The 17,599-nt window shown below is 71.8% G+C and carries 15 protein-coding genes; 7 read left to right on the top strand and 8 right to left on the bottom strand.

Annotated features, from left to right (window positions below; all coding sequences use genetic code 11):
* The first annotated feature begins 243 nt into the window (after window positions 1-243).
* The 4 genes from ACIQOU_RS03650 to ACIQOU_RS03635 all read left to right on the top strand — a co-directional run bounded on the left by ACIQOU_RS03650 (window position 244) and on the right by ACIQOU_RS03635 (window position 5,056).
* Complete coding sequence (locus tag ACIQOU_RS03650; RefSeq protein ID WP_401533510.1) at window positions 244-1,437, top strand: esterase-like activity of phytase family protein; 1,194 nt, start codon at window positions 244-246, stop codon at window positions 1,435-1,437.
* A 140-nt stretch (window positions 1,438-1,577) separates the two neighbouring features.
* Entirely contained in the window at window positions 1,578-2,537 is a 960-nt protein-coding gene (locus tag ACIQOU_RS03645; protein WP_401533509.1) for an SDR family NAD(P)-dependent oxidoreductase, read from the top strand.
* A 202-nt stretch (window positions 2,538-2,739) separates the two neighbouring features.
* Window positions 2,740-3,945 carry a cytochrome P450 gene (locus tag ACIQOU_RS03640; RefSeq protein WP_401533508.1) on the top strand — a complete coding sequence of 402 codons (1,206 nt, stop codon included), beginning with the start codon at window positions 2,740-2,742 and terminating at the stop codon, window positions 3,943-3,945.
* A 142-nt stretch (window positions 3,946-4,087) separates the two neighbouring features.
* Window positions 4,088-5,056 (top strand): bile acid:sodium symporter family protein, encoded by a 969-nt coding sequence (locus tag ACIQOU_RS03635; RefSeq protein ID WP_401533507.1) that lies wholly within the window; start codon window positions 4,088-4,090, stop codon window positions 5,054-5,056.
* 84 nt (window positions 5,057-5,140) lie between these two features.
* Here the strand turns inward: ACIQOU_RS03635 and ACIQOU_RS03630 are convergent, their stop codons facing one another.
* The 5 genes from ACIQOU_RS03630 to ACIQOU_RS03610 all read right to left on the bottom strand — a co-directional run bounded on the left by ACIQOU_RS03630 (window position 5,141) and on the right by ACIQOU_RS03610 (window position 10,249).
* Window positions 5,141-6,694: an MFS transporter gene (locus tag ACIQOU_RS03630; RefSeq protein ID WP_401533506.1), complete on the bottom strand. Its 1,554-nt coding sequence runs from the start codon at window positions 6,692-6,694 to the stop codon at window positions 5,141-5,143.
* Window positions 6,695-7,028: 334 nt separating this feature from the next.
* A complete protein-coding gene (locus ACIQOU_RS03625; RefSeq protein ID WP_401533505.1) occupies window positions 7,029-7,352 on the bottom strand; it encodes a hypothetical protein in 324 nt (107 codons plus the stop codon).
* Between the two features lie 138 nt (window positions 7,353-7,490).
* A complete protein-coding gene (locus tag ACIQOU_RS03620; RefSeq protein WP_401533504.1) occupies window positions 7,491-8,198 on the bottom strand; it encodes an NAD(P)/FAD-dependent oxidoreductase in 708 nt (235 codons plus the stop codon).
* A 231-nt stretch (window positions 8,199-8,429) separates the two neighbouring features.
* Window positions 8,430-9,449: an SAM-dependent methyltransferase gene (locus ACIQOU_RS03615; RefSeq protein ID WP_401533503.1), complete on the bottom strand. Its 1,020-nt coding sequence runs from the start codon at window positions 9,447-9,449 to the stop codon at window positions 8,430-8,432.
* A 269-nt stretch (window positions 9,450-9,718) separates the two neighbouring features.
* Window positions 9,719-10,249: an EF-hand domain-containing protein gene (locus tag ACIQOU_RS03610; protein WP_401533502.1), complete on the bottom strand. Its 531-nt coding sequence runs from the start codon at window positions 10,247-10,249 to the stop codon at window positions 9,719-9,721.
* Between the two features lie 328 nt (window positions 10,250-10,577).
* Here ACIQOU_RS03610 and ACIQOU_RS03605 point away from each other — a divergent pair, with 328 nt between their 5' ends.
* A complete protein-coding gene (locus ACIQOU_RS03605; RefSeq protein ID WP_401533501.1) occupies window positions 10,578-11,408 on the top strand; it encodes a carbohydrate-binding protein in 831 nt (276 codons plus the stop codon).
* 18 nt (window positions 11,409-11,426) lie between these two features.
* On the opposite strand, the gene ACIQOU_RS03600 is transcribed toward ACIQOU_RS03605, so the two are convergent.
* Entirely contained in the window at window positions 11,427-12,098 is a 672-nt protein-coding gene (locus ACIQOU_RS03600; RefSeq protein ID WP_401533499.1) for a TetR/AcrR family transcriptional regulator, read from the bottom strand.
* A 119-nt stretch (window positions 12,099-12,217) separates the two neighbouring features.
* Here ACIQOU_RS03600 and ACIQOU_RS03595 point away from each other — a divergent pair, with 119 nt between their 5' ends.
* On the top strand, window positions 12,218-13,051 hold the full coding sequence (locus ACIQOU_RS03595; RefSeq protein ID WP_401533497.1) for a patatin-like phospholipase family protein: 834 nt from the start codon (window positions 12,218-12,220) through the stop codon (window positions 13,049-13,051).
* A gap of 384 nt (window positions 13,052-13,435) precedes the next feature.
* Here ACIQOU_RS03595 and ACIQOU_RS03590 read toward each other — a convergent pair whose 3' ends face one another.
* Window positions 13,436-14,635 (bottom strand): glycoside hydrolase family 64 protein, encoded by a 1,200-nt coding sequence (locus tag ACIQOU_RS03590; RefSeq protein WP_401533495.1) that lies wholly within the window; start codon window positions 14,633-14,635, stop codon window positions 13,436-13,438.
* Window positions 14,636-14,962: 327 nt separating this feature from the next.
* On the opposite strand from ACIQOU_RS03590, the gene ACIQOU_RS03585 reads away from it, so the two are divergent.
* On the top strand, window positions 14,963-15,934 hold the full coding sequence (locus tag ACIQOU_RS03585; RefSeq protein ID WP_401533494.1) for an alpha/beta fold hydrolase: 972 nt from the start codon (window positions 14,963-14,965) through the stop codon (window positions 15,932-15,934).
* Window positions 15,935-15,959: 25 nt separating this feature from the next.
* Here ACIQOU_RS03585 and ACIQOU_RS03580 read toward each other — a convergent pair whose 3' ends face one another.
* Window positions 15,960-17,441: an FAD-binding protein gene (locus ACIQOU_RS03580; protein WP_401533493.1), complete on the bottom strand. Its 1,482-nt coding sequence runs from the start codon at window positions 17,439-17,441 to the stop codon at window positions 15,960-15,962.
* Between the last annotated feature and the right edge of the window lie 158 nt (window positions 17,442-17,599).

Genomic DNA, 17,599 nt, shown 5'->3' with positions numbered 1-17,599 from the left:
GGCCCCCCCCCCCCCCGGGCCGGCCCCCCCCCCCCCCCCGGGCGCCCCCCCCCCCCCCCCCCCCCCCCCGGGCCCCCCCCCCCCCGGGGGGGGGGGGGGGGGCGGCCCCCGGCCCCCCCCCCCCCCCCCCCACCACCCCATCTCCGTTGCGTTAAAAGAAAAGTGACGATCCGTCATATCGCCCCGTACATCACACGGTTGGGTGACTGCGCTCCGTGCCCGGCCCGGGACAAGATCACACCCATGACATCTTCCTTGATCCGCCACGCCTGTGCCGCCGCCCTGGTGCTGGCGGCGACCATTCCCCCGGCGGCAGCCCGGTCGGACGACACCGCCGCACGGTCCGGGAACGAGGCACGGCCGGGGATCGGCGCACCGTCCGGGACCGGGGCGCGGGCCCGGCTGCTGGGCGAGAAGAACGTGCCGCACAAGCTCCCCTTCCAGGGCACGACCGTCGGCGGTCTGTCCGGCATCGACCGTGATCCGTGCACGGGTGAGTACGTGATGATCAGCGACGACCGTTCGGTCATCCAGCCCGTCCGCTTCTACACGGCCAAGATCGACGTGGACGCCGCCGGGGTGCACTCCGTCGGCTTCACCGGCACCCACCCCCTCCTCCAGCCGGACGGCTCGGTCCATCCGCCGGCCAGCGCCGGGGACGGCAAGGCCGTGGACCCGGAGGAGATCCGGGTGGACCCGCAAAACTGCCGGTACTGGTGGGCGCAGGAGGGCGACCGGCCCAAGTCGTCGAACGAGCCGGTGATCCAGCCGTCGATCCAGTTCGCGAGCCGCACCGGCGCCTACCGGGGCCAACTGCGCCTGCCTCCCCACTACGTGATCGGCATGGGCGACCGGGGCATCCGGCGGAACAAGGCGATCGAGGCGATCACCTTCGGGGACGACGGCCGGGTGCTCACCAGCGCGCTCGAAGGCCCGCTGCTCCAGGACGGCCCGGAGCCCGACCTGACCCACGGCGCGCTGGTCCGCGTCACACGGCAGAACCGGAACGGGGCGGTGCTCGGGCAGTTCGCCTACCCCCTGGAGAAGATCTTCACGGCGCCCGACCCGTCCAGCCCGTGGCCCCCGGACACCGGTGTCCCCTCGATCCTCGCCTTCCCCGACGACCCCAGCCGCTACCTCGTGCTCGAACGCACCTGGGTGGCGGGCGCGGGCTACACGATCCGCGTCTTCGACGCCACCACCCGTGGCGCGACCGAGGTACAGCACCTGGACGCGCTGGCCGGGCAGCACGTCGTCCCGATGCGCAAGAAGCTGGTCGCGGACCTCGCCGACCTGGGGCTGTCCACGGTCGACAACATCGAGGGCATGACCTGGGGCCCGGACCTCCGCAACGGCGAACGCACCCTCGTCCTGGTCAGCGACGACAACTTCGCCGAGGACGAGGTCACCCAGATCGTCGCCCTCGCCCTGCGCTGAGCGACCGACAGCGCAACGGCGGCTGCGCACCGGACGTCCGACCGTGCTGTCAGCGATCTGTCGGCGGGGTGTCGGTGGGCGCTGCGACGGTGGGTGCCGAGTGGGACCGATCACCGTCGACAGCAAGGAAGTTGCGCGTCATGCCCTTCGCCTCCGCCGAATCCGCCGTCCGCCCCTGGGATGTCCACCGGTTGCCGCCTGCCGAGGGGCGGGTCTTCCTGGTCACCGGCGGCAACGCGGGCATCGGGTACTTCGTCGCGGAGCAGCTCTCCGCCACCGGCGCCACCGTCGTGCTGGGCAGCCGCAGCCCCGCGAAGGCCGAGGCCGCCGGGGACTCGATCCGGGCGCGGGTGCCGGGCGCCCGGGTCCGGTCCGTGCGGCTCGACCTCGCCGACCTCTCCTCGCTGGCGACGGCGGTGCGTTCCCTGGACGTGGAACGCCTCGACGCGGTGGTGCACAACGCGGGCGTGGCGCTCGACGACCCGCCGCGCCAGGAGACCGGCGACGGCCATGAGGTGATGTTCGGCACGAACCACCTCGGGCACTTCGCGCTCACCCACTGGCTGCTGCCGCTGCTGTCGGCGGCACCGGCGGCCCGGGTGGTGACCGTGGGCAGCTTCGCGGCCAAGTCCGAACGGATCGACCTGGACGATCTCCAGTCCCGGCGGGACTACCGGCCGAAGCGCACCTACGGGCGTTCCAAGCTGGCGCAGATGTACTTCGGCCTCACCCTCGACGAGCGGCTGCGCGCCGTCGGCAGCACGGTGTCCAGCGTGGTCGTCCACCCCGGTGGCGCTCTCGACGGGCTGACCCCGGCCCGCCCGCCGGTCCACGTGCGCACCACGGGTGCCCGGCTGCGGGCCGCCCCCGCCGCTCTCCTCGTCCAGGGCAAGGAGGCGGGTGCGTGGTCCGCGGTGCGGGCGGTGCTCGATCCGGGGGTGCGGGGCGGGCAGGTGTGGGGGCCGCGGGTGTTCGGGCTGCGCGGACGGCCCCGGCGGGAAGCGGTGTGGGAGCAGCTGGCCGACCCGGTCACGGCGGACCGGCTGTGGGAGGCGAGCCGGGAACTGACCGGCGTCGATCCCGTCCCGGTCGCGGGATAGCGACGGGCGGCGGGCGACGGGCGGGTCGCGCGGGGTCAACTCCGGTGTCCTGGACGTCCGTTCATGCCGTTCATGTCGCGCATGCCCCCGATCCATCACATCGGGGGCCAAGTCACCCATATGCGCGTACCGTGGATGTAGATGGGCACGGTGAAGGCCTCTATGTGAAGCAGTGACAGCGGCTGGAACCGGAGACCTTGTGATGTCACCAGGCAGCGAAGCAGACGTATGTCCATTCGACTTCAGCGAGGGCCTGGAGTTCGATCCCACGCTCGCGGCCCTCATGGCACGGGACACGGTCACCCGGATTCGGCTGCCGTACGGCGACGCCGATGCCTGGCTGGTCACCGGGTTCGACGCGGTACGGCATGTGACCACCGATCCCCGGTTCAGCCGGGCGGGCATCATGGGCCGCGACTATCCCCGGCTGACACCGGAACCGATCGTCTCCCCCGAGTCGATCAACGTCATCGACCCGCCGGACAGCAGTCGCCTGCGTCATCTGGCGTCGCAGGCCTTCACCAAGGGCCATGTGCAGCGGATGCGGCACCGGATCACCCGGCTCGCGGACACCCTGCTCGACGAGATGGCCGCGCAGGGCCCACCGGCGGATCTGGTGGACCGGTTGTCCAACCGGCTTCCCCAGCAGACCATCTGCGATGTCCTCGGCATCGTCCAGGACGACTGGCCCCGGATGGAGGAGTACGTGCATCAACTCCTGTCCACCGGCCCGGACAGCCGGCAGAGTGCCGCGACCGCCAAGTCCGAACTGCGCGCGTACTTCGGCCGGTTGGTGGAGGAGCGGCGCCGCTCCCCCGGCGGCGACCTGATCAGCGTGCTGGCCGCCGCCAAGGACGGCGACGACGCCCTCGACGACGAGGAACTGGCCGTCATGGCGCTGACGTTGATGCTCAGCGGGCACGACACGGCGACCTGCCAGATCAGCAACATCGCCTATCTCCTGCTGACCCGGCCGGAGTTGGCGGAGCACGTCAGGAGCAGGCCGGAGGAGCTGACGACCCTGCTGAACGAGTTGCTGCGGCACATCCCCTTCCGCAAAGGCGTCGGTATCCCCCGCGTCGCGCTGCGGGACGTGGAGATGGCCGGTGTCCACATCCGGGCCGGTGACTTCGTCCATGTCTCCTACCTCGCGGCCAACCGCGACCCCGCGCGCTATCCCGACCCCGACGCCATCGACGTGGACCGCCCGCCCAAGCCGCACATGACCTTCGGCTGGGGTGGCCACCGGTGCGTCGCCGTGCCGCTGGCCATGGCGGAACTGGAAGTGGCGGTCGGCCGGTTGTGGGAACGGTTCCCCCGGCTGCGGCTGGCGGTGGAGCCGGGCGAGGTCCGCTGGGACACGGAGACGATCCGCCGTTTCCCGCTCGCGCTGCCCGTCGCCTGGTAGGCCTCCGCCCGGTGGCGGGCTGAACGGTTTCCCTCGGCGGTGATCGATCGGGCCGCAGCGCTGCAAGGGAACGGCCGACCGTGAAAGATCACATCGTGGAACGCCATTGCGTCGCGCCCCTGACCGGGCGTTGTCTCACACGGTGACCATCGATGAACCGATACGGACCAAGCGGCGCGGCGACGACGGCAGCGGAGAGCGTTCCGCGCGGCGCGCCGTCACCGTCTTCCCGATCCTCGTCCTCGCGGCCGGTGCGGTGGGCCTCCTGTTCCCGGGAGGCTTCACGGGCTGGGGCGAGACGATCCCCTATCTGCTGGGCGTGGTGATGTTCTGCATGGGCATCACGATGACCCCGCAGGATTTCCACGGTGTCGTCAGACGGCCCTGGGCGGTGGCGCTCGGCCTGGTGGCGCACTACGTCATCATGCCGGGCCTCGGCTGGGCGACCGCCCACCTGCTCCAGCTCCCGCCGCAGCTGGCGGCCGGGCTCATCCTGGTCGGCTGCGCCCCCAGCGGCGCCTCCTCCAACGTGGTGACCTATCTGGCCCGGGGCGATGTCGCGCTGTCCGTCTCCGTGTCCACCGTCTCCACCCTGATGGCCCCGCTGGTCACCGCCCCGCTGACGCTGCTGCTGGCCGGTGAGTATCTGACGGTCGACGCCGGTTCGATGGTCACCGACATCCTCAAGACGGTGCTGCTGCCGGTGCTCGCGGGGCTCGTCGTGCGGCTGGTGGCGAGCCGTCGGGTGGAGCGTGTCCTGCCGGTGCTGCCGTGGCTGTCCGCGCTGGCCGTCGGTGTGATCGTCGCCGTGGTGGTCGCGGGCAGCGCCGCCGCCATCAAGTCGGCCGCGCTGCTGGTGGTCGTCGCCGTCATGCTGCACAACGGCCTCGGGCTGGCCCTCGGTTACGGCGCGGGGCGGCTCGGCAGGCTGGGGGAGGCGGGGAGCCGGTCGATGGCGTTCGAGGTCGGCATGCAGAACGCCGGGCTGGCGGCCTCGCTGGCCACCGCCCACTTCAGTCCGCTGGCCGCGCTGCCCGCCGCGATCGCCTCCGTCTGGCACAACATCTCCGGCGCGCTGGCCGCCGCCTGGCTGTCCCGTCGGCCCCGTTGACGACGCGCGCACGCCGGCCCCCTCCGGTGAGGTGGGCCGGCGTGTGCGGCGAGGGCGCGGAGCGTGCCGTTCGCGCGGGTGCGGTCAGGGGCCGCTCGGGTGTGCGGAGGGCGTCGGGCTGTCGCCGCCCGGGGAGGAGCCCTTGCCGACGTCGCGGTACAGCTCCTTCGACGCGGTGATCAGTTCCTGCTGTTCCTCGCGTGAACCCACCATGGGCTGCGAGCCGTTGAGGGGGACCTGCGCGGTCTCCGGCAGGAACTTCACCGTCACCAGGCCGATCACCCCGGCCAGCATCAGGTAGTAGGCGGGCATCAGGTCGTCGCCGGTGACATTGACCAGCGCCTCGGTGACCAGCGGGGTGGTGCCGCCGAACGCGGCCACGGCGAGGTTGAAGCCGATGCCCATCGCCGCGTACCGGATGGCGGTCGGGAACAGCGCGGGCAGGGTCGCGGCGCTCGGCGCGGCGAAGCAGGCCAGCAGGGTGGAGAGGATCAGGACACCGCACACCGGCGGCCAGGTGCCGTCCTTCTTGATCAGCTGGAACGACGGCACCGCGAGCACGATCAGCGCCGCCGCCGAGACCCCGTAGACCGGGCGCCGTCCGATCCGGTCGCTGAACCGGCCGATGAACGTGATCAGAACGACGATCCAGACCATGCCGATCAGTACCAGCACGTCCGCCGAGCCGCTGGAGCGGTGCAGGGTCTCCGTCTGATAGGTCGGCAGGAAGCCGGTGACCATGTAGTTGGTGACGTTGTACAGCAGCACCAGGCCCATGCAGATGAGCAGCGGACGCCAGTGCCGGGTGACGATGGTCTTGAACTCGCTGCCCGCAGACCCCTGGGCGAGGCTCTTCTCGTGCTCGTCCAACTGCTGCTGGAACGCCGGTGATTCTTCGAGTTTGAGCCGCATGTACAGGCCGATCACGCCCAGCGGACCGGCGATCAGGAACGGCAGGCGCCAGCCCCAGGAGAGCATCTGGTCGTCGGTGAGCGCCATGTTCAGGATCGTGACCAGGGCGGAGCCGAGCGCGTAGCCGAAGAAGGTGCCGAAATCCAGCCAGCTGGAGAGGAATCCGCGCCGTCGGTCCGGTGAGTACTCGGCCACGAACGTGGTGGCGCCGCCGTACTCGCCCCCGGTGGAGAATCCCTGCACCATACGGGCGACCAGCAGCAGGATCGGGGCGGCGATGCCGATGGTGTGGTAGCTCGGGATCAGGCCGATCGCGAACGTTCCCGCCGCCATCATGATCATGGTGGTGGCGAGCACCTTCTGCCGGCCCAGCCGGTCCCCCAGCGGCCCGAAGACGAGCCCGCCCAACGGGCGCACCACGAACGCGGCCGCGAACGTCGCGAACGACGAGAGGACCTGCGCGCCAGGCGAGGCGCCGGGGAAGAACACCTTGCCGATGGTCGCGGCCAGGTAGCTGTAGACGCCGAAGTCGAACCACTCCATGCAGTTGCCGAGCGCCGAGGCGCCGACCGCCCGCTTCAGCAGCGGCCCTTCGACGACCTGGACGTCGTCGCTGCCGTAGGCGCGTTCTCTGCGGCCCAATCGGCGTGACAGTTCCTCACGCACCTGTCGCGGCAGCTCCGCGACCGCCCTGGACGCCTTCACCGGGCCCGAATGACCGGACATCCCCTCGGGCACCACCTGGTCGACACCTCCACCCTCATCCACACGATCGGCTGAAGCGAATACTGCGGCAGACCCGTACACCTCGCACGCCGTCCGCCGCGTACTCGCACAGTCGTCCGCTGCCCACACGCACGCACCCCACACCCCCCTCCCGCACATCGCACCTGGTGGCCGTGTTCGGCAGCCCCGGGCCCTGACTCGGGAACCCGTCCACAGCACAGATCCGGCCAGGTCACGTCAGACCGGGACTTCACCCGACAGGGTGAACGGCGGTCCGGGTCCGCAGAGGGCGCTGCCGGGCGGGCCCCGGTGGCGTTCGGGGTGGGGGCGCTGGTCACCAGGGGGTGGAGAGGCGGTCGGGTGGGGCGTCGATTCCGGTGGCCAGGTCGGCGCACGTCCTGCCGAAGGCCGGGACGAACTTGAACGCCCACCCCGCCGCCTGGACGACGATGCGCTCCCCGTCGGGGATGCGACCGGCCAACGTGCCCAGGTAGAACTCCCGTTCGGGGTCGGCGGGCAGCGCGGCCAGGCAGGTGCCGGGGTGGGTGGGGCGGGGGATCAGGCCGGGCAGGTGGGCGCGTACCCAGCGGGCGGTGCGGTCGAGCTGTTCGGCGGCCCGCAGAGACAGGGCGGTGTCGGCCTCGGCGCCCGGCTCCACCGGCAGTTCGGCGTCCGGGGCGACGCGGACGAGGTCGTTCCCGGTCCACGGGTCGTGTCCGAAACCGTAGAGCGACTCGTTGGCGCCGGTCTCCGCGGACTCCAGGAAGGCGTACCAGGTCGGCAGGTCGACGTCCGGTCAGCGGCGGGCGAAGTGGGCGGAGGCCATCCGGAAGACGCGCAGGCCGAGGCCGCAGCCCAACGGTGCGAGGAGGGCGTCGGTGAAGGCCCCGCAGGCGACGATCACGCTCTCGGCGCGGAAGTCCCCGCGTGCGGTGCGCACGGTGACTCCCGCCCCGTCGGGCTCCAGCGCGTGCACCGCGAGGTGCTCGACGACACGGACGCCGCTGCGCACGCCGAGTGCGGCGAGCGCCTCCAGGGTGGCCCGGACGTCGATGACCCCGCCGTCGGCCTGATGGAACCCCTCGTGGTCACGGGGCAGCGCGGCGAACCCGAAACGCCGCTCGATCTCCAGGGCCGTCAGCCAGTCGTACGGCACCTCAAGCGCGTCCAACACGGCGGCGGCGAGGGCGAGTTCACCCTCACTGGTGGCGACGCCGACCTGGCCGAACCAGAGGCTGCCACGGGCGTGGACGAGGGGCCGTTCGGCCTCCGCCTCCAGCTGACGCCACAACGGCAGGGTCTCCAGGGCGAGTCGGGCCCAGCGTTCCTGGCTGTACTGGATGCGCCACTGCCGCTCCCACCCCGCCGAGCCGCCCCGTTCGTGCCCCAGCGCGAATCGTTCCAGCACGCACACCGAACGGCCTCGGCGGGCGACTTCGCGGGCGGCGGCGAGGCCGATCGCCCCGCCGCCGACGACGAGCACGTCCGCGTGTCTCTCCGGCACCGGCATCCCGCACCCCCGTCAGACGCTCCGGCCCCGCCCGGGCCGGCGCCGTACGACGCCGGCCCACACCGACAACATGGGCCCGACCGGGTCATTCCCCTCCCCCGCGCCACCGGGAACACGCGGGCCCCGGGCGTGCGGACGTACCCGACGCCCACAGCGCGGGACGCTCACGCCGGGCGCGGACGGCAGCCTGTCGGGGAGCGCGGGGCGTGCGCCGTCGTGGTGGCGTCAGTCTCCGGTGGGCCGGGGCTGTGCGGCCGACCTGCCGTCCTCGGTCAGGGCGGCGAAGGTCCACCGGTTGCCGGCGAGGGCGTCGGAGGGTTCCGGCAGCGGGCCTCGGCCCAGGCGCCGGGTGTGGTCGTAGGGGTCGTGGGTCTCGGTGCGCCAGCCGCGCTCGGTGAGGAGAGCGGCGGAATCCGGCCTCGGGTCCCGGTCGAAGAGGGCGACCAGGTCGATGCCGATGCGTTTCAGCGCCGTCGAGTAGAGCGGCGAGGCGCGGGCGGTGGCGGGTTCGATGCCGAGCTTCACCTCGTAGGCGAGGCTGCTGCCCGGGACGCTGAACCGGTCGATGGTGTCGATCATCCGGCTCTCCACCGCCGCCGGGAGATAGAGCAGGAGCCCCTCCACCACCCACGCGGTCGGCCTCTCCGGGTCGAAACCCGCCCCGCAGAGGGCGTCGATCCAGTCCAGGCGGAGGTCGGCGGCGATCGGAACCCGGCGGGCCCGGGGCGTGGGCGGCGGGGTGTCCGAGCGGACCGGCGCGTCGAGGATGCGTTGCTTGAAGGCCAGCACCGGTTGCCGGTCCAGTTCGTAGACCGTGCAGTCGCGCGGCCAGGGCAGCCGGTGGGCCCGGGTGTCGAGTCCGGCGCCCAGCAGGACCACCTGGCGGATTCCCGCCTCGGCCTGCCGCATCAGATGGTCGTCGAACACCCGGGTGCGCAGGCCGAAGTACCGCCCCAGGTGGCCCCACAGCGGATCTTCCAGGCCGTCGGGCACGTCGTCCGGGTGGAGCGGCCAGTCGTCGCAGCCACCGGAGGCGCGGACGAAGTGCCCCGCGTAGGGGTCGTGGGCCAGCGCGTCCGGACGGCCGCTCTCGATCGCCCGCGCGGCGGCCACCATCAGCGCGGTCCGCGCGACACCGGTGACCACACCGCCGCCCGTGGTCGCGGCAACGGCCTTGTGTGCGGGGGCAGTTGCGGGTTCGGGGGTGCTGCTGTCCCCCGTGCGTTCGTCGGCGGTTACCGCCATCAAGCGTTCCCCTCTTCCGGGTTGGGTGTCCTCGCCCTTACGGGCTCCCCTGACAGGGGCCTCCCCTGCCGGGATCTCCCTGACAGGGCTTCCCTGCCGGGGTTTCCCTGCCGGGGTTTCCCTGACAGGGTTCTCAGGTGTCGGCGTGGCGAATCGTTCCGTCGGAACGGCTCTGTCGGGGCCTTGCGGCAAGCCCGCACCGGCGGTGCCGGGAACGGCCACGCGGGGTTCCCGGGTCCGCCGGTGCGGCCGAGGTGCGGGGCGCCGGGTCAGGCCGCGGCGCCGGGGACCAGGTGGTCGCCGGCGATGCCGACCTTGCCGGGGTCGTAGTACTCCTTGATCCCGTCGGCCCAGACCTGCGCGCGGATGCGGTCCTCGGCGTCGGGCTCGAAGGCGTCGAACAGCGCGTCGATGTTCTCCTGCTGGAATCCGACCGCGTTCATGATGGCGCTGAACAGGGGCCGTTCGATGAGCCCGTCGCCGTCCGGGTCGCCGAGGGCGGCGATCGCGTCGGCGAACTCGGCGTTGGTCGCCTCGAACCGCTCGGGCGTCTGGACGCAGGCGAGGTACTCGTCGAGGCTGACCACCCCGTCGCCGTCGGCGTCCAGCGCGGCCACGGCCGTCCAGAACCCCGCGTAGGCCGCCAGCGCCGCTTGCTTGGCCGTGGGGGTGGCCTCGGCCGCGGCGGCGACGACCCGGTCGCCCATCAGGGTGAAGTCGGCGGCTTCCAGGATGCCGTTGCCGTTCGCGTCCAGCAGCCTGAAGATGAGTTCGGCTCGTCGGTTGGCCTCTGCGCTCATGAGTCCGTCACCTTTCCTGAAGCTCTGTCACACGCCTTCTCCTCGACCGGGGCGCCGGGGCATCCGGGTGACTTCCCGAGAAGCTCGCGCGTATGCGGGCAGGGAGCCCGTTTCACCGGATAGGCGGAAAGACCGCTATTTCACTGCGAGTTCGGACCTGGACGTGCCTCGACAGTCCCGGAGAGTGGATCAACTCGGCTCCCGGGTACGGGAGTTGGTAAAGCGTTCGCATGGTCCAGTCCAAACCGGCCTTTGGACTGGACCAATCTATTGACGTGCTCAAGTCACTCTCCTCACTCTGGGACACCTCCCCCACTGGAGGAACCGAGTGAAACGTCTGTCCACCTGCCTCGCCGCGGCCACCGCGATCGCCGCGACGGCCGCCGCCACGACCACCCTGACGACGGCCAACACCTCCTACGCGACAACGGCGTTGAGCAACCGTTGGTACGCCGCCGCGCCCTATCTGATGCCGCTCGACAACAACCCGCCGGACCCGGGCGCCCTCATGGACTCCACCGGCCTCAAGGCGTTCCAGCTGGCGTTCGTCCTCGCGCCCAACGGCGGTGGCTGCACGCCGACTTGGGACGGTACGGCCGACGTCTCCTCGGACACCGCCGTGCGGTCGGTCATCGACACGATCCGGGCCAAGGGCGGTGATGTGTCGGTCTCCATCGGCGGCTACGGCGGCACCAAGCTCGGCCAGGTCTGCGCGGACCCGAGCGCCACGGCGGCCGCCTACCAGCAGGTCATCACCAAGTACGGCCTGCACGCGATCGACTTCGACCTGGAGGAGCCCGAGTACGAGAACACGGCCGCCGTCCACAACGAGATCGGCGCCGCGAAGATCCTCCAGCAGAACAACCCTGGTCTCTACGTCTCCGTCACCACCGCCGGTACGGCGGACGGCACCGGGTGGTTCGGCAAGCAGATGCTGCTGGAGGCCAAGGCGCAGGGGTTCACGCCGACCGACCCGCCGACCTCGACGCCCACGGTCCCGGGCACCGGGTGCGACGCGGCGTGGAGCGGCGCCTCCGTCTACACCGCGGGCGACGAGGTCTCCTACGACTTCCACCACTGGAAAGCCAAGTGGTGGACCCAGAACGAGACGCCCGGCGCGGCGGAGTGGGGCCCCTGGCAGGACGAGGGCGCCTGCTGACGGGGCCGCCGCCCGCCGTCACCTCGGGCTCCGCGCGGCGTGGGGTCCGAGGTCGAGGAGAACGTCGCCGAGCTGGGCGGGGGTGAGGGGCGCGGCCGGGAGGTGGGTGAGGGGCTCGGTCCGCAGGCCGCCCAGGAGCAGGGCGAGCGGGCGCCGCCAGGCCTCGGCGGCGACGGAGGCCAGGGCGGGAACGGTGCGGCCGAGCGCCGCCAGGAGCAGCAGCAGGTCCTCGGTGGTGACGTCGGCGCGCACCGTGCCCTGTGCCTTCGCGCGGTCGAGCAGCAGGCGGATCGTCTCGCCGTTGTGGGTGTGCAACTCCGCGAGGGACGCGGCCCCTTCAATGCCGGTCGTCATCAGGTCGTTGGCGCCCCGGTCGGCGGCGAGACCCGCGAAGACGCCCTCCAGATAGCCGGTCAGCCCGGCCCACGCGTCCTCGGCCTCCCGGGCCCGCTCGCCCCGGCGCCGGGTGTCCGCCAGCAGGTCGGCGAAGACCTCCTCGACCAGCGCCGCCCGGGTCGGGAAGTGCCGGTACAGCGTGGCGTTGCCGACGCCCGCCCGGCGCGCGATCTCGTCCAGCGAGGCGTCGAGGCCCAGTTGGGCGAACGTCTCGCGCGCCGCGGCGACGAGCGCCTCACGGTTGCGCCGCGCATCACGCCGCAGGGGCGCCTGAGCCTGTTTTCCGGCGGTCATCCGCCACACCCACCTCTCACGTCACAGGGAACCGTGGACTGGTCCCCGGTTTGAATGTTAGTCTCGCAGAGCAAACGGGGAGTGATCCCCGTTTCATCGAGGAGAAGGGTTGTCGCGTGATGGACACGGCAGTTGTGCTGGGCGGGGGCGGCCTGACCGCGTACGCGTGGCAGGTCGGCATGCTGGCAGGGCTGGCCGAGACGGGGGTGGACCTCGGCGACGCCGACCTCTTCGGCGGCACGTCGGCGGGCGCGCTTCTCGCGGCCGAACTGGCCTCGGGGGCGCGGCCCGCCGACCTCTACCGGGTGCAGGTGGGCCGGGAGCGGGCGATGCTGGAGGTGACGTTCACCTGGATGATGACCGCCAAATACCTCTGGGCGGTGCTTGGTTCGCGCGATCGGATGAGCGCGCGCAAGCGGCTGGGGAAGCTGGCGTTGAGCGTGCGGGACGTTCCGGAGTCCGCGGTCTTCGACGCCATCGGTCCTCAACTGCCGGTGCGGGACTGGCCGGAGAAGGAGCTGCGGCTGTTCGCGGTGGACGTGCTCACCGGCGAGGCGACCGGGTTCAGTGCCCACAGCGGGATCTCCCTGGTGCGGGCGATGTCGGCGTCCTGTGCGCTGCCTCCGCTGTTTCCGCCGATCACGGTGGGGCGGAGCCGGTGGATGGACGGTGGGGCCCGGTCCACCACCAACGCGGATCTGGTGGAGGGGTGCCGGACGGTGCTCGTGCTGGCGCCGATTCCGAAGGCGCCGGGGACGGTGCCGGGGAGTGAGGAGGTGGCTTCGCTGCGGGGGGCTGGGGTGCGGGCGTCGTTGCTGGTGCCGGATCGGGCTTCTCGGCGGGCGTTCGGGCGGAATCCTCTCGACGCGTCGCGGATTCCTGATGCTGCTCGGGCGGGGTATCGGCAGGGTGGGGAGTGTGCGGGGGGTGTGCGGGCGTTTTGGGAGGGGTGAGGGGCCCTGTGCCGGGTGGGGGGCCGTGGGGTTCGGGGTTCGGTGCGGCGCCGTGGGGGTTCTCGCGCCGTTCCCCGCGCCCCTTTGCGGCGTTGCCGGGGGCGGGGTTGGGGCCGCTTGACCCGTTGGCCGGGTGTTTGGCCCGTTGGGCCGGGTGTGGGGCGGGTGCGGCGCCGTGGGGGCTTGTCGCGCAGTTCCCCGCGCCCCTTGGCGGCGTTGCTGGGGAGCGGGGCTGGAGTGGCTTGGTCCGTTGCCTCGGTTGTGGGGCGGGTGCGGCGCCGTTGTAGCTTGTCGCGCCGTTCCTCGCGCCCCTTTGCGGCGTTGCCGGGGGCGGGGGCGTGGGGGGTGGGCGTGGCGTTTTCTGTGGTCCTTGGTGGGGGTGGGTTAGAGGGGGGTGAGGGTTAGGGTGAAGGATTTAGGGGTGGGGTCTTGGATGTAGGAGGCGAAGTCTGCTACGTCGTCGAAGGCGAAGCCGTAGGCCTTGCCGTCCTCCGTGGCCGCGTGGATGGCCTTGGCGTAGTGGTTGGTCAGGGCGCCCTGGTAGAAGGCGGCCGGGTCGGTGGCGGGCTGGGCGGGGACGCTGAGCAGCGTCGAGCGGTTGAAGCCCGCGCCGAGGACGGCCGCGACGGGGCCGGTGGTGCCGTCGTTGGGGGCGGCGAGGTTGCCGTCGCAGAACAGGACGTCACGGGTGGTCGGCTTGGCGAAGGACACCGAGGCGGGCCCGGAGAAGGTGAACTGGTCGCCGCGCACCCGGCCGGTGAACGTGCCGGCGTTGGTGGTGACGGTGAGGTCCTTGCCGGTGTAGGCGGACCAGACCTCGTCGATGTAGGGGGCGAAGTAGTCCTGGGCGAACAGACCGGCGTCCAGGCCGTGGCCCGGGGCGATGATGCGGGTGTCGTCGACAACCAGCGGCGCGAACTCCGCGACCTGCTTCACCGCTGCGAACGCGGCGGCCCGGCCACCGGGGCGCAGGGTGCCCGTCGTCTGGTCCTTCTCGCCGGTGAGCCGGATGGCCAGCGGCACGCTGAACATGTCGACCATCGTGGTGTTGCAGAACATGCCGGCCGCGTTGTACGTGAACTCCGCGCAGTCGTGCAGCACCCCGTAGTTGGGGTCCGAGGCGACCCACCCGGCGGGGTACTGGAGAGCGGCGGCGCCGTTGCCGTCGGTCACCGCCTTGAACTTGAGCTTCTGGCCGAGGGACACATAGATACGGCCCGACATGTACGGCAGGGACAACTTGGTCTCGCCGCTGCCCACGAGCGGGATCGCGTAGTCGGTGAAGCCGTCGGCGCCGTTGTCGGAGGCCGCGACGGGGACGACGGTGCCCTCGGGGGTGAGGCGGACCTGCCGGCCGTCGACGTTGCCGACGACGTAGAGGTGCACGGAGGCGTTGTCGAAGGAGCCGCTGCTGTTGACGACGGTCACCGGGAGCGGACCGGCGGCCGCCGTGTTCTGGAGGCCGGGCTGGTCGGCGAGCGCGTACGGGGCGACGGCGGCAGCGGCCGGGATCGCGACAGCAGCGCCACCGAGGGCGAACATCATCGTGCGGCGGGTCAGATTGCGCTGGTGACGGGGCGTCATATCGGAACACACCTTGTCTGTGGGGGACGTTGAGGTCCGGCTCCCGACGGCACGGTCCGCGCAGCCGACGGGTGCCCGACGATACGCACGATGATTGCTCCCGCCAACCGGAACGCGAACCCCCAAACGCCCCTGATCTACGCCTACTTGAGGCAGCGACGGCTCAACGGCCAAGCTTTAAGGCCCGTTTAAACCTCGCTTAAGAGCAACCGGCGCGACAGCCCCCGACGGCCGCGCGGCCGTGGTGCGGGAGGCGGCGTCCGGGTCGGGCGCGCTCGGGCGGGTGGGTGTGCCGACGGGAAGATACTCGCGAGTAGGCTCGGGTGCATGGTTGCGCATCGCATGATCGACGTGAACGGAATCCGGCTGCACATCGCCGAGGAGGGCGAAGGCCCGCTGGTGGTGCTCCTGCACGGATTCCCCGAGTCCTGGCACTCCTGGCACCACCAGTTCGGCCCCCTCGCCGCCGCGGGCTTCCGGGTGGTCGCCCCCGACCAGCGCGGTTACGGCCGCAGCGACCACCCCGAGGACGTCGACGCCTACAGCATCCTGAACCTCGTCGGCGATGTCGTCGGCCTGATCCAGGCGTTGGGCGAGCGGCAGGCGTACGTGGTCGGGCACGACTGGGGGGCGCCGGTCGCCTGGCACACCGCGTTGTTCCGGCCCGACATGGTCCTCGGGGTGGCCGGGCTGAGCGTGCCGCCGCCGTTCCGGGGGAGCCATCCGCCGCTGCGCGCCATGGACGAGATGTTCGGCGGCCGCTTCTACTGGAACTACTTCGAGCAACCCGGCGTCGCGGACGCCGAGTTCGCCCGGGACACCCGTACCGCGCTGCGGAAGTTCTTCTACATGGCCTCCGGTGACGCACCGGGCGCGGGCTCGGGCAAGCAGCCGCTGGTCAGGAGCGGGCACGGCTGGCTTGAGGACATGCCCGACCCCGAGGTGCTGCCCGCGTGGTTCACCGAGAACGATCTCGACACGCTCACCGAGAGCTTCTCCGGTGGCTTCACCGGCGCCCTCAACTGGTACCGCAACCTCGACCGCAACTGGGAGCTGACGGCCCCCTGGCACGGCGCCGTCGTCACGCCGCCGTCCCTCTACATCTACGGCGACCGCGATGTCGTTCCGGCGTTCCCGGGGGCGCCGGAGCTGATCGCGCGCCTTCCCGATCTGATGCCCGGCCTGCGGCGGCCGCCCGTGAAGCTGGCCGGGTGCGGGCACTGGACGCAGCAGGAACGCCCCGAGGAGGTCAACGCGGCGCTCGTCGACTTCCTCGGGGAGCTGGCGGGCACGGCCTGAGCCCCTCCCCCGGGACGATTCCGCTTCAGGTGGTCTGGAAGATGCCGCGCCCCGGGACCAGCAGGGCCTTCGGGTCGTACGTCGCCTTCGCGGCGGCCAACTGCGGCCAGGCGGCGCCGTAATGGTGGCGCCAGTCGGCCCGCGTGAAGGGGAGGGAGCCGACCGGGTACTGGGTCCCACCGGCCGCCGCGACGGTGTCGTACGCCTTCCGGTTCGCCGTCAGGAGGCGGTCGACGGCGGCCGTGTCGGTGGCCGGGACCGCCCGCAGGAGGGCCAGCAGATACGGCATCGGGTCGTCGGGCGTGCGCAGCAGCGGCGTGGTCAGCCGGGCGCCGGTGAGCGGGTAGAGCAGGACGAGGCCCGCGCCGAGGTCGGCCTCCGTCAGGTCGGCGAGAACGGCTCCGGCGGTCGCGGCGACCGAGTCGCCCGGGATCAGCAGGTTGAGCCACGGGTGGGCGTACGCCCAGACGCCGGACTCCTTCAACGCCGCCACGGTCGGGGCGAGCCGGTCGAGGAAGTCGCCGTAGGTGACGTCGGAGATCTGCGCGCCGGACGCGGTGTGCCGCAGGCCGTCGAGCAGGGCGGTGTCGTCGGGCGCCGGTCCTGCCGGTGGGCCGTAGGCGGCGGCCTCCAGGACGGCGGTGCTGAACGCCCCGGACGCGTCGGCGGTCACCTGTCCTTCGAGGTAGGCGAATCTGCGGTCCTCGGCGAGCCGCCGCTGGTCGTCGAGGTAGGTCTCCAGGTCGTCGTAGGGCAGCAGATAGTGGCGGACGGTGTCGGGGGCGGGGACCAGGGTCAGGGTGGCGCCGACGATCACGGAGCACTGGCCGAGTCCGGCGAGGGTCGCCTCGAAGAGGTCGGCGTGGCGGGTGGGTGAGCAGGTCAGCGGCTCGCCCGCGCCGGTGACGACCTGGAGCGCGGTGACGTTGTCGACCTGGGCGCCGTGCTGGTGGGTCTGGCCGCCGAGGCCGCCGACGGCGAGGGTGCCGCCGACGGAGAGTTCGAGGTAGTCGGTGAAGACGGGCGGGGTGAGCCCGTGGGCGAGGGTGGCCTTGGCGAGGGCGCTCCACTTCACGCCGGCGCCGACGGTCACCGTGCGGTCGCGCGTGACGGGGCCGATCCCGGCGAGCGTCGGCGTCTCGATGACCAGGCCGCCGTCGACCTGCGCCTGGCCGAAGGTGCCGTGGCCCTGGCCGCGAGGGGCGATCGGCAGGCCGTGCGTGTTGCAGAAGCGGATCATCGCGACGACGTCGGCGACGGAGCCCGGCCGCAGGACGGCGAGGGGGCGGTGGTGGACGTGGTGGCCGTAGTCGTCGGCGGCGGCATCGAGCGAGGGGGCGTCCGTCGCCAGCGTGCCGTCCAACGGCGGTACGTGGGCCAGTGGCCCGTGTGCTCCCGTGGCGTCGGCCGCCGCCCAGCTCCGGGTGAAGGGGTCGAAGCCGATGACCGCGGCGCCCGTGCCCGCGAGCCCACTCAGGACAGTGCGGCGCGAAGGTATCTGAACCATGCCGTTCCCTTCTGAACCCCCCATGAATGATCAAGTGGGCGCCAGGATAGGTGATATGACACCCCATCAGGATCGACCGGCCAGTTCCGGCCAGCTGGCAACCGATAGCAGCCCATACGGCGACACAGGGGTGCAGATACCAAGATACGGAGATTTTG

Source organism: Streptomyces sp. NPDC091279, assembly GCF_044757465.1.
Taxonomy (GTDB): Bacteria; Actinomycetota; Actinomycetes; order Streptomycetales; family Streptomycetaceae; genus Streptomyces.
Note: the sequence above shows the minus strand (reverse complement) of the source record. Positions and strands in the feature narration are given on the sequence as shown.

Excerpts from the sequence above, each read along its gene's own strand:
- ACIQOU_RS03610 (WP_401533502.1), bottom strand. The coding sequence starts at position 10,249 with ATGAGCGCAGAGGCCAACCGACGAGCCGAACTCATCTTCAGGCTGCTG.
- ACIQOU_RS03580 (WP_401533493.1), bottom strand. The coding sequence starts at position 17,441 with ATGGTTCAGATACCTTCGCGCCGCACTGTCCTGAGTGGGCTCGCGGGC.
- ACIQOU_RS03650 (WP_401533510.1), top strand. The coding sequence starts at position 244 with ATGACATCTTCCTTGATCCGCCACGCCTGTGCCGCCGCCCTGGTGCTG.
- ACIQOU_RS03585 (WP_401533494.1), top strand. The coding sequence starts at position 14,963 with ATGGTTGCGCATCGCATGATCGACGTGAACGGAATCCGGCTGCACATC.
- ACIQOU_RS03595 (WP_401533497.1), top strand. The coding sequence starts at position 12,218 with ATGGACACGGCAGTTGTGCTGGGCGGGGGCGGCCTGACCGCGTACGCG.
- ACIQOU_RS03645 (WP_401533509.1), top strand. The coding sequence starts at position 1,578 with ATGCCCTTCGCCTCCGCCGAATCCGCCGTCCGCCCCTGGGATGTCCAC.
- ACIQOU_RS03640 (WP_401533508.1), top strand. The coding sequence starts at position 2,740 with ATGTCACCAGGCAGCGAAGCAGACGTATGTCCATTCGACTTCAGCGAG.
- ACIQOU_RS03600 (WP_401533499.1), bottom strand. The coding sequence starts at position 12,098 with ATGACCGCCGGAAAACAGGCTCAGGCGCCCCTGCGGCGTGATGCGCGG.
- ACIQOU_RS03630 (WP_401533506.1), bottom strand. The coding sequence starts at position 6,694 with ATGTCCGGTCATTCGGGCCCGGTGAAGGCGTCCAGGGCGGTCGCGGAG.
- ACIQOU_RS03590 (WP_401533495.1), bottom strand. The coding sequence starts at position 14,635 with ATGACGCCCCGTCACCAGCGCAATCTGACCCGCCGCACGATGATGTTC.
- ACIQOU_RS03615 (WP_401533503.1), bottom strand. The coding sequence starts at position 9,449 with ATGGCGGTAACCGCCGACGAACGCACGGGGGACAGCAGCACCCCCGAA.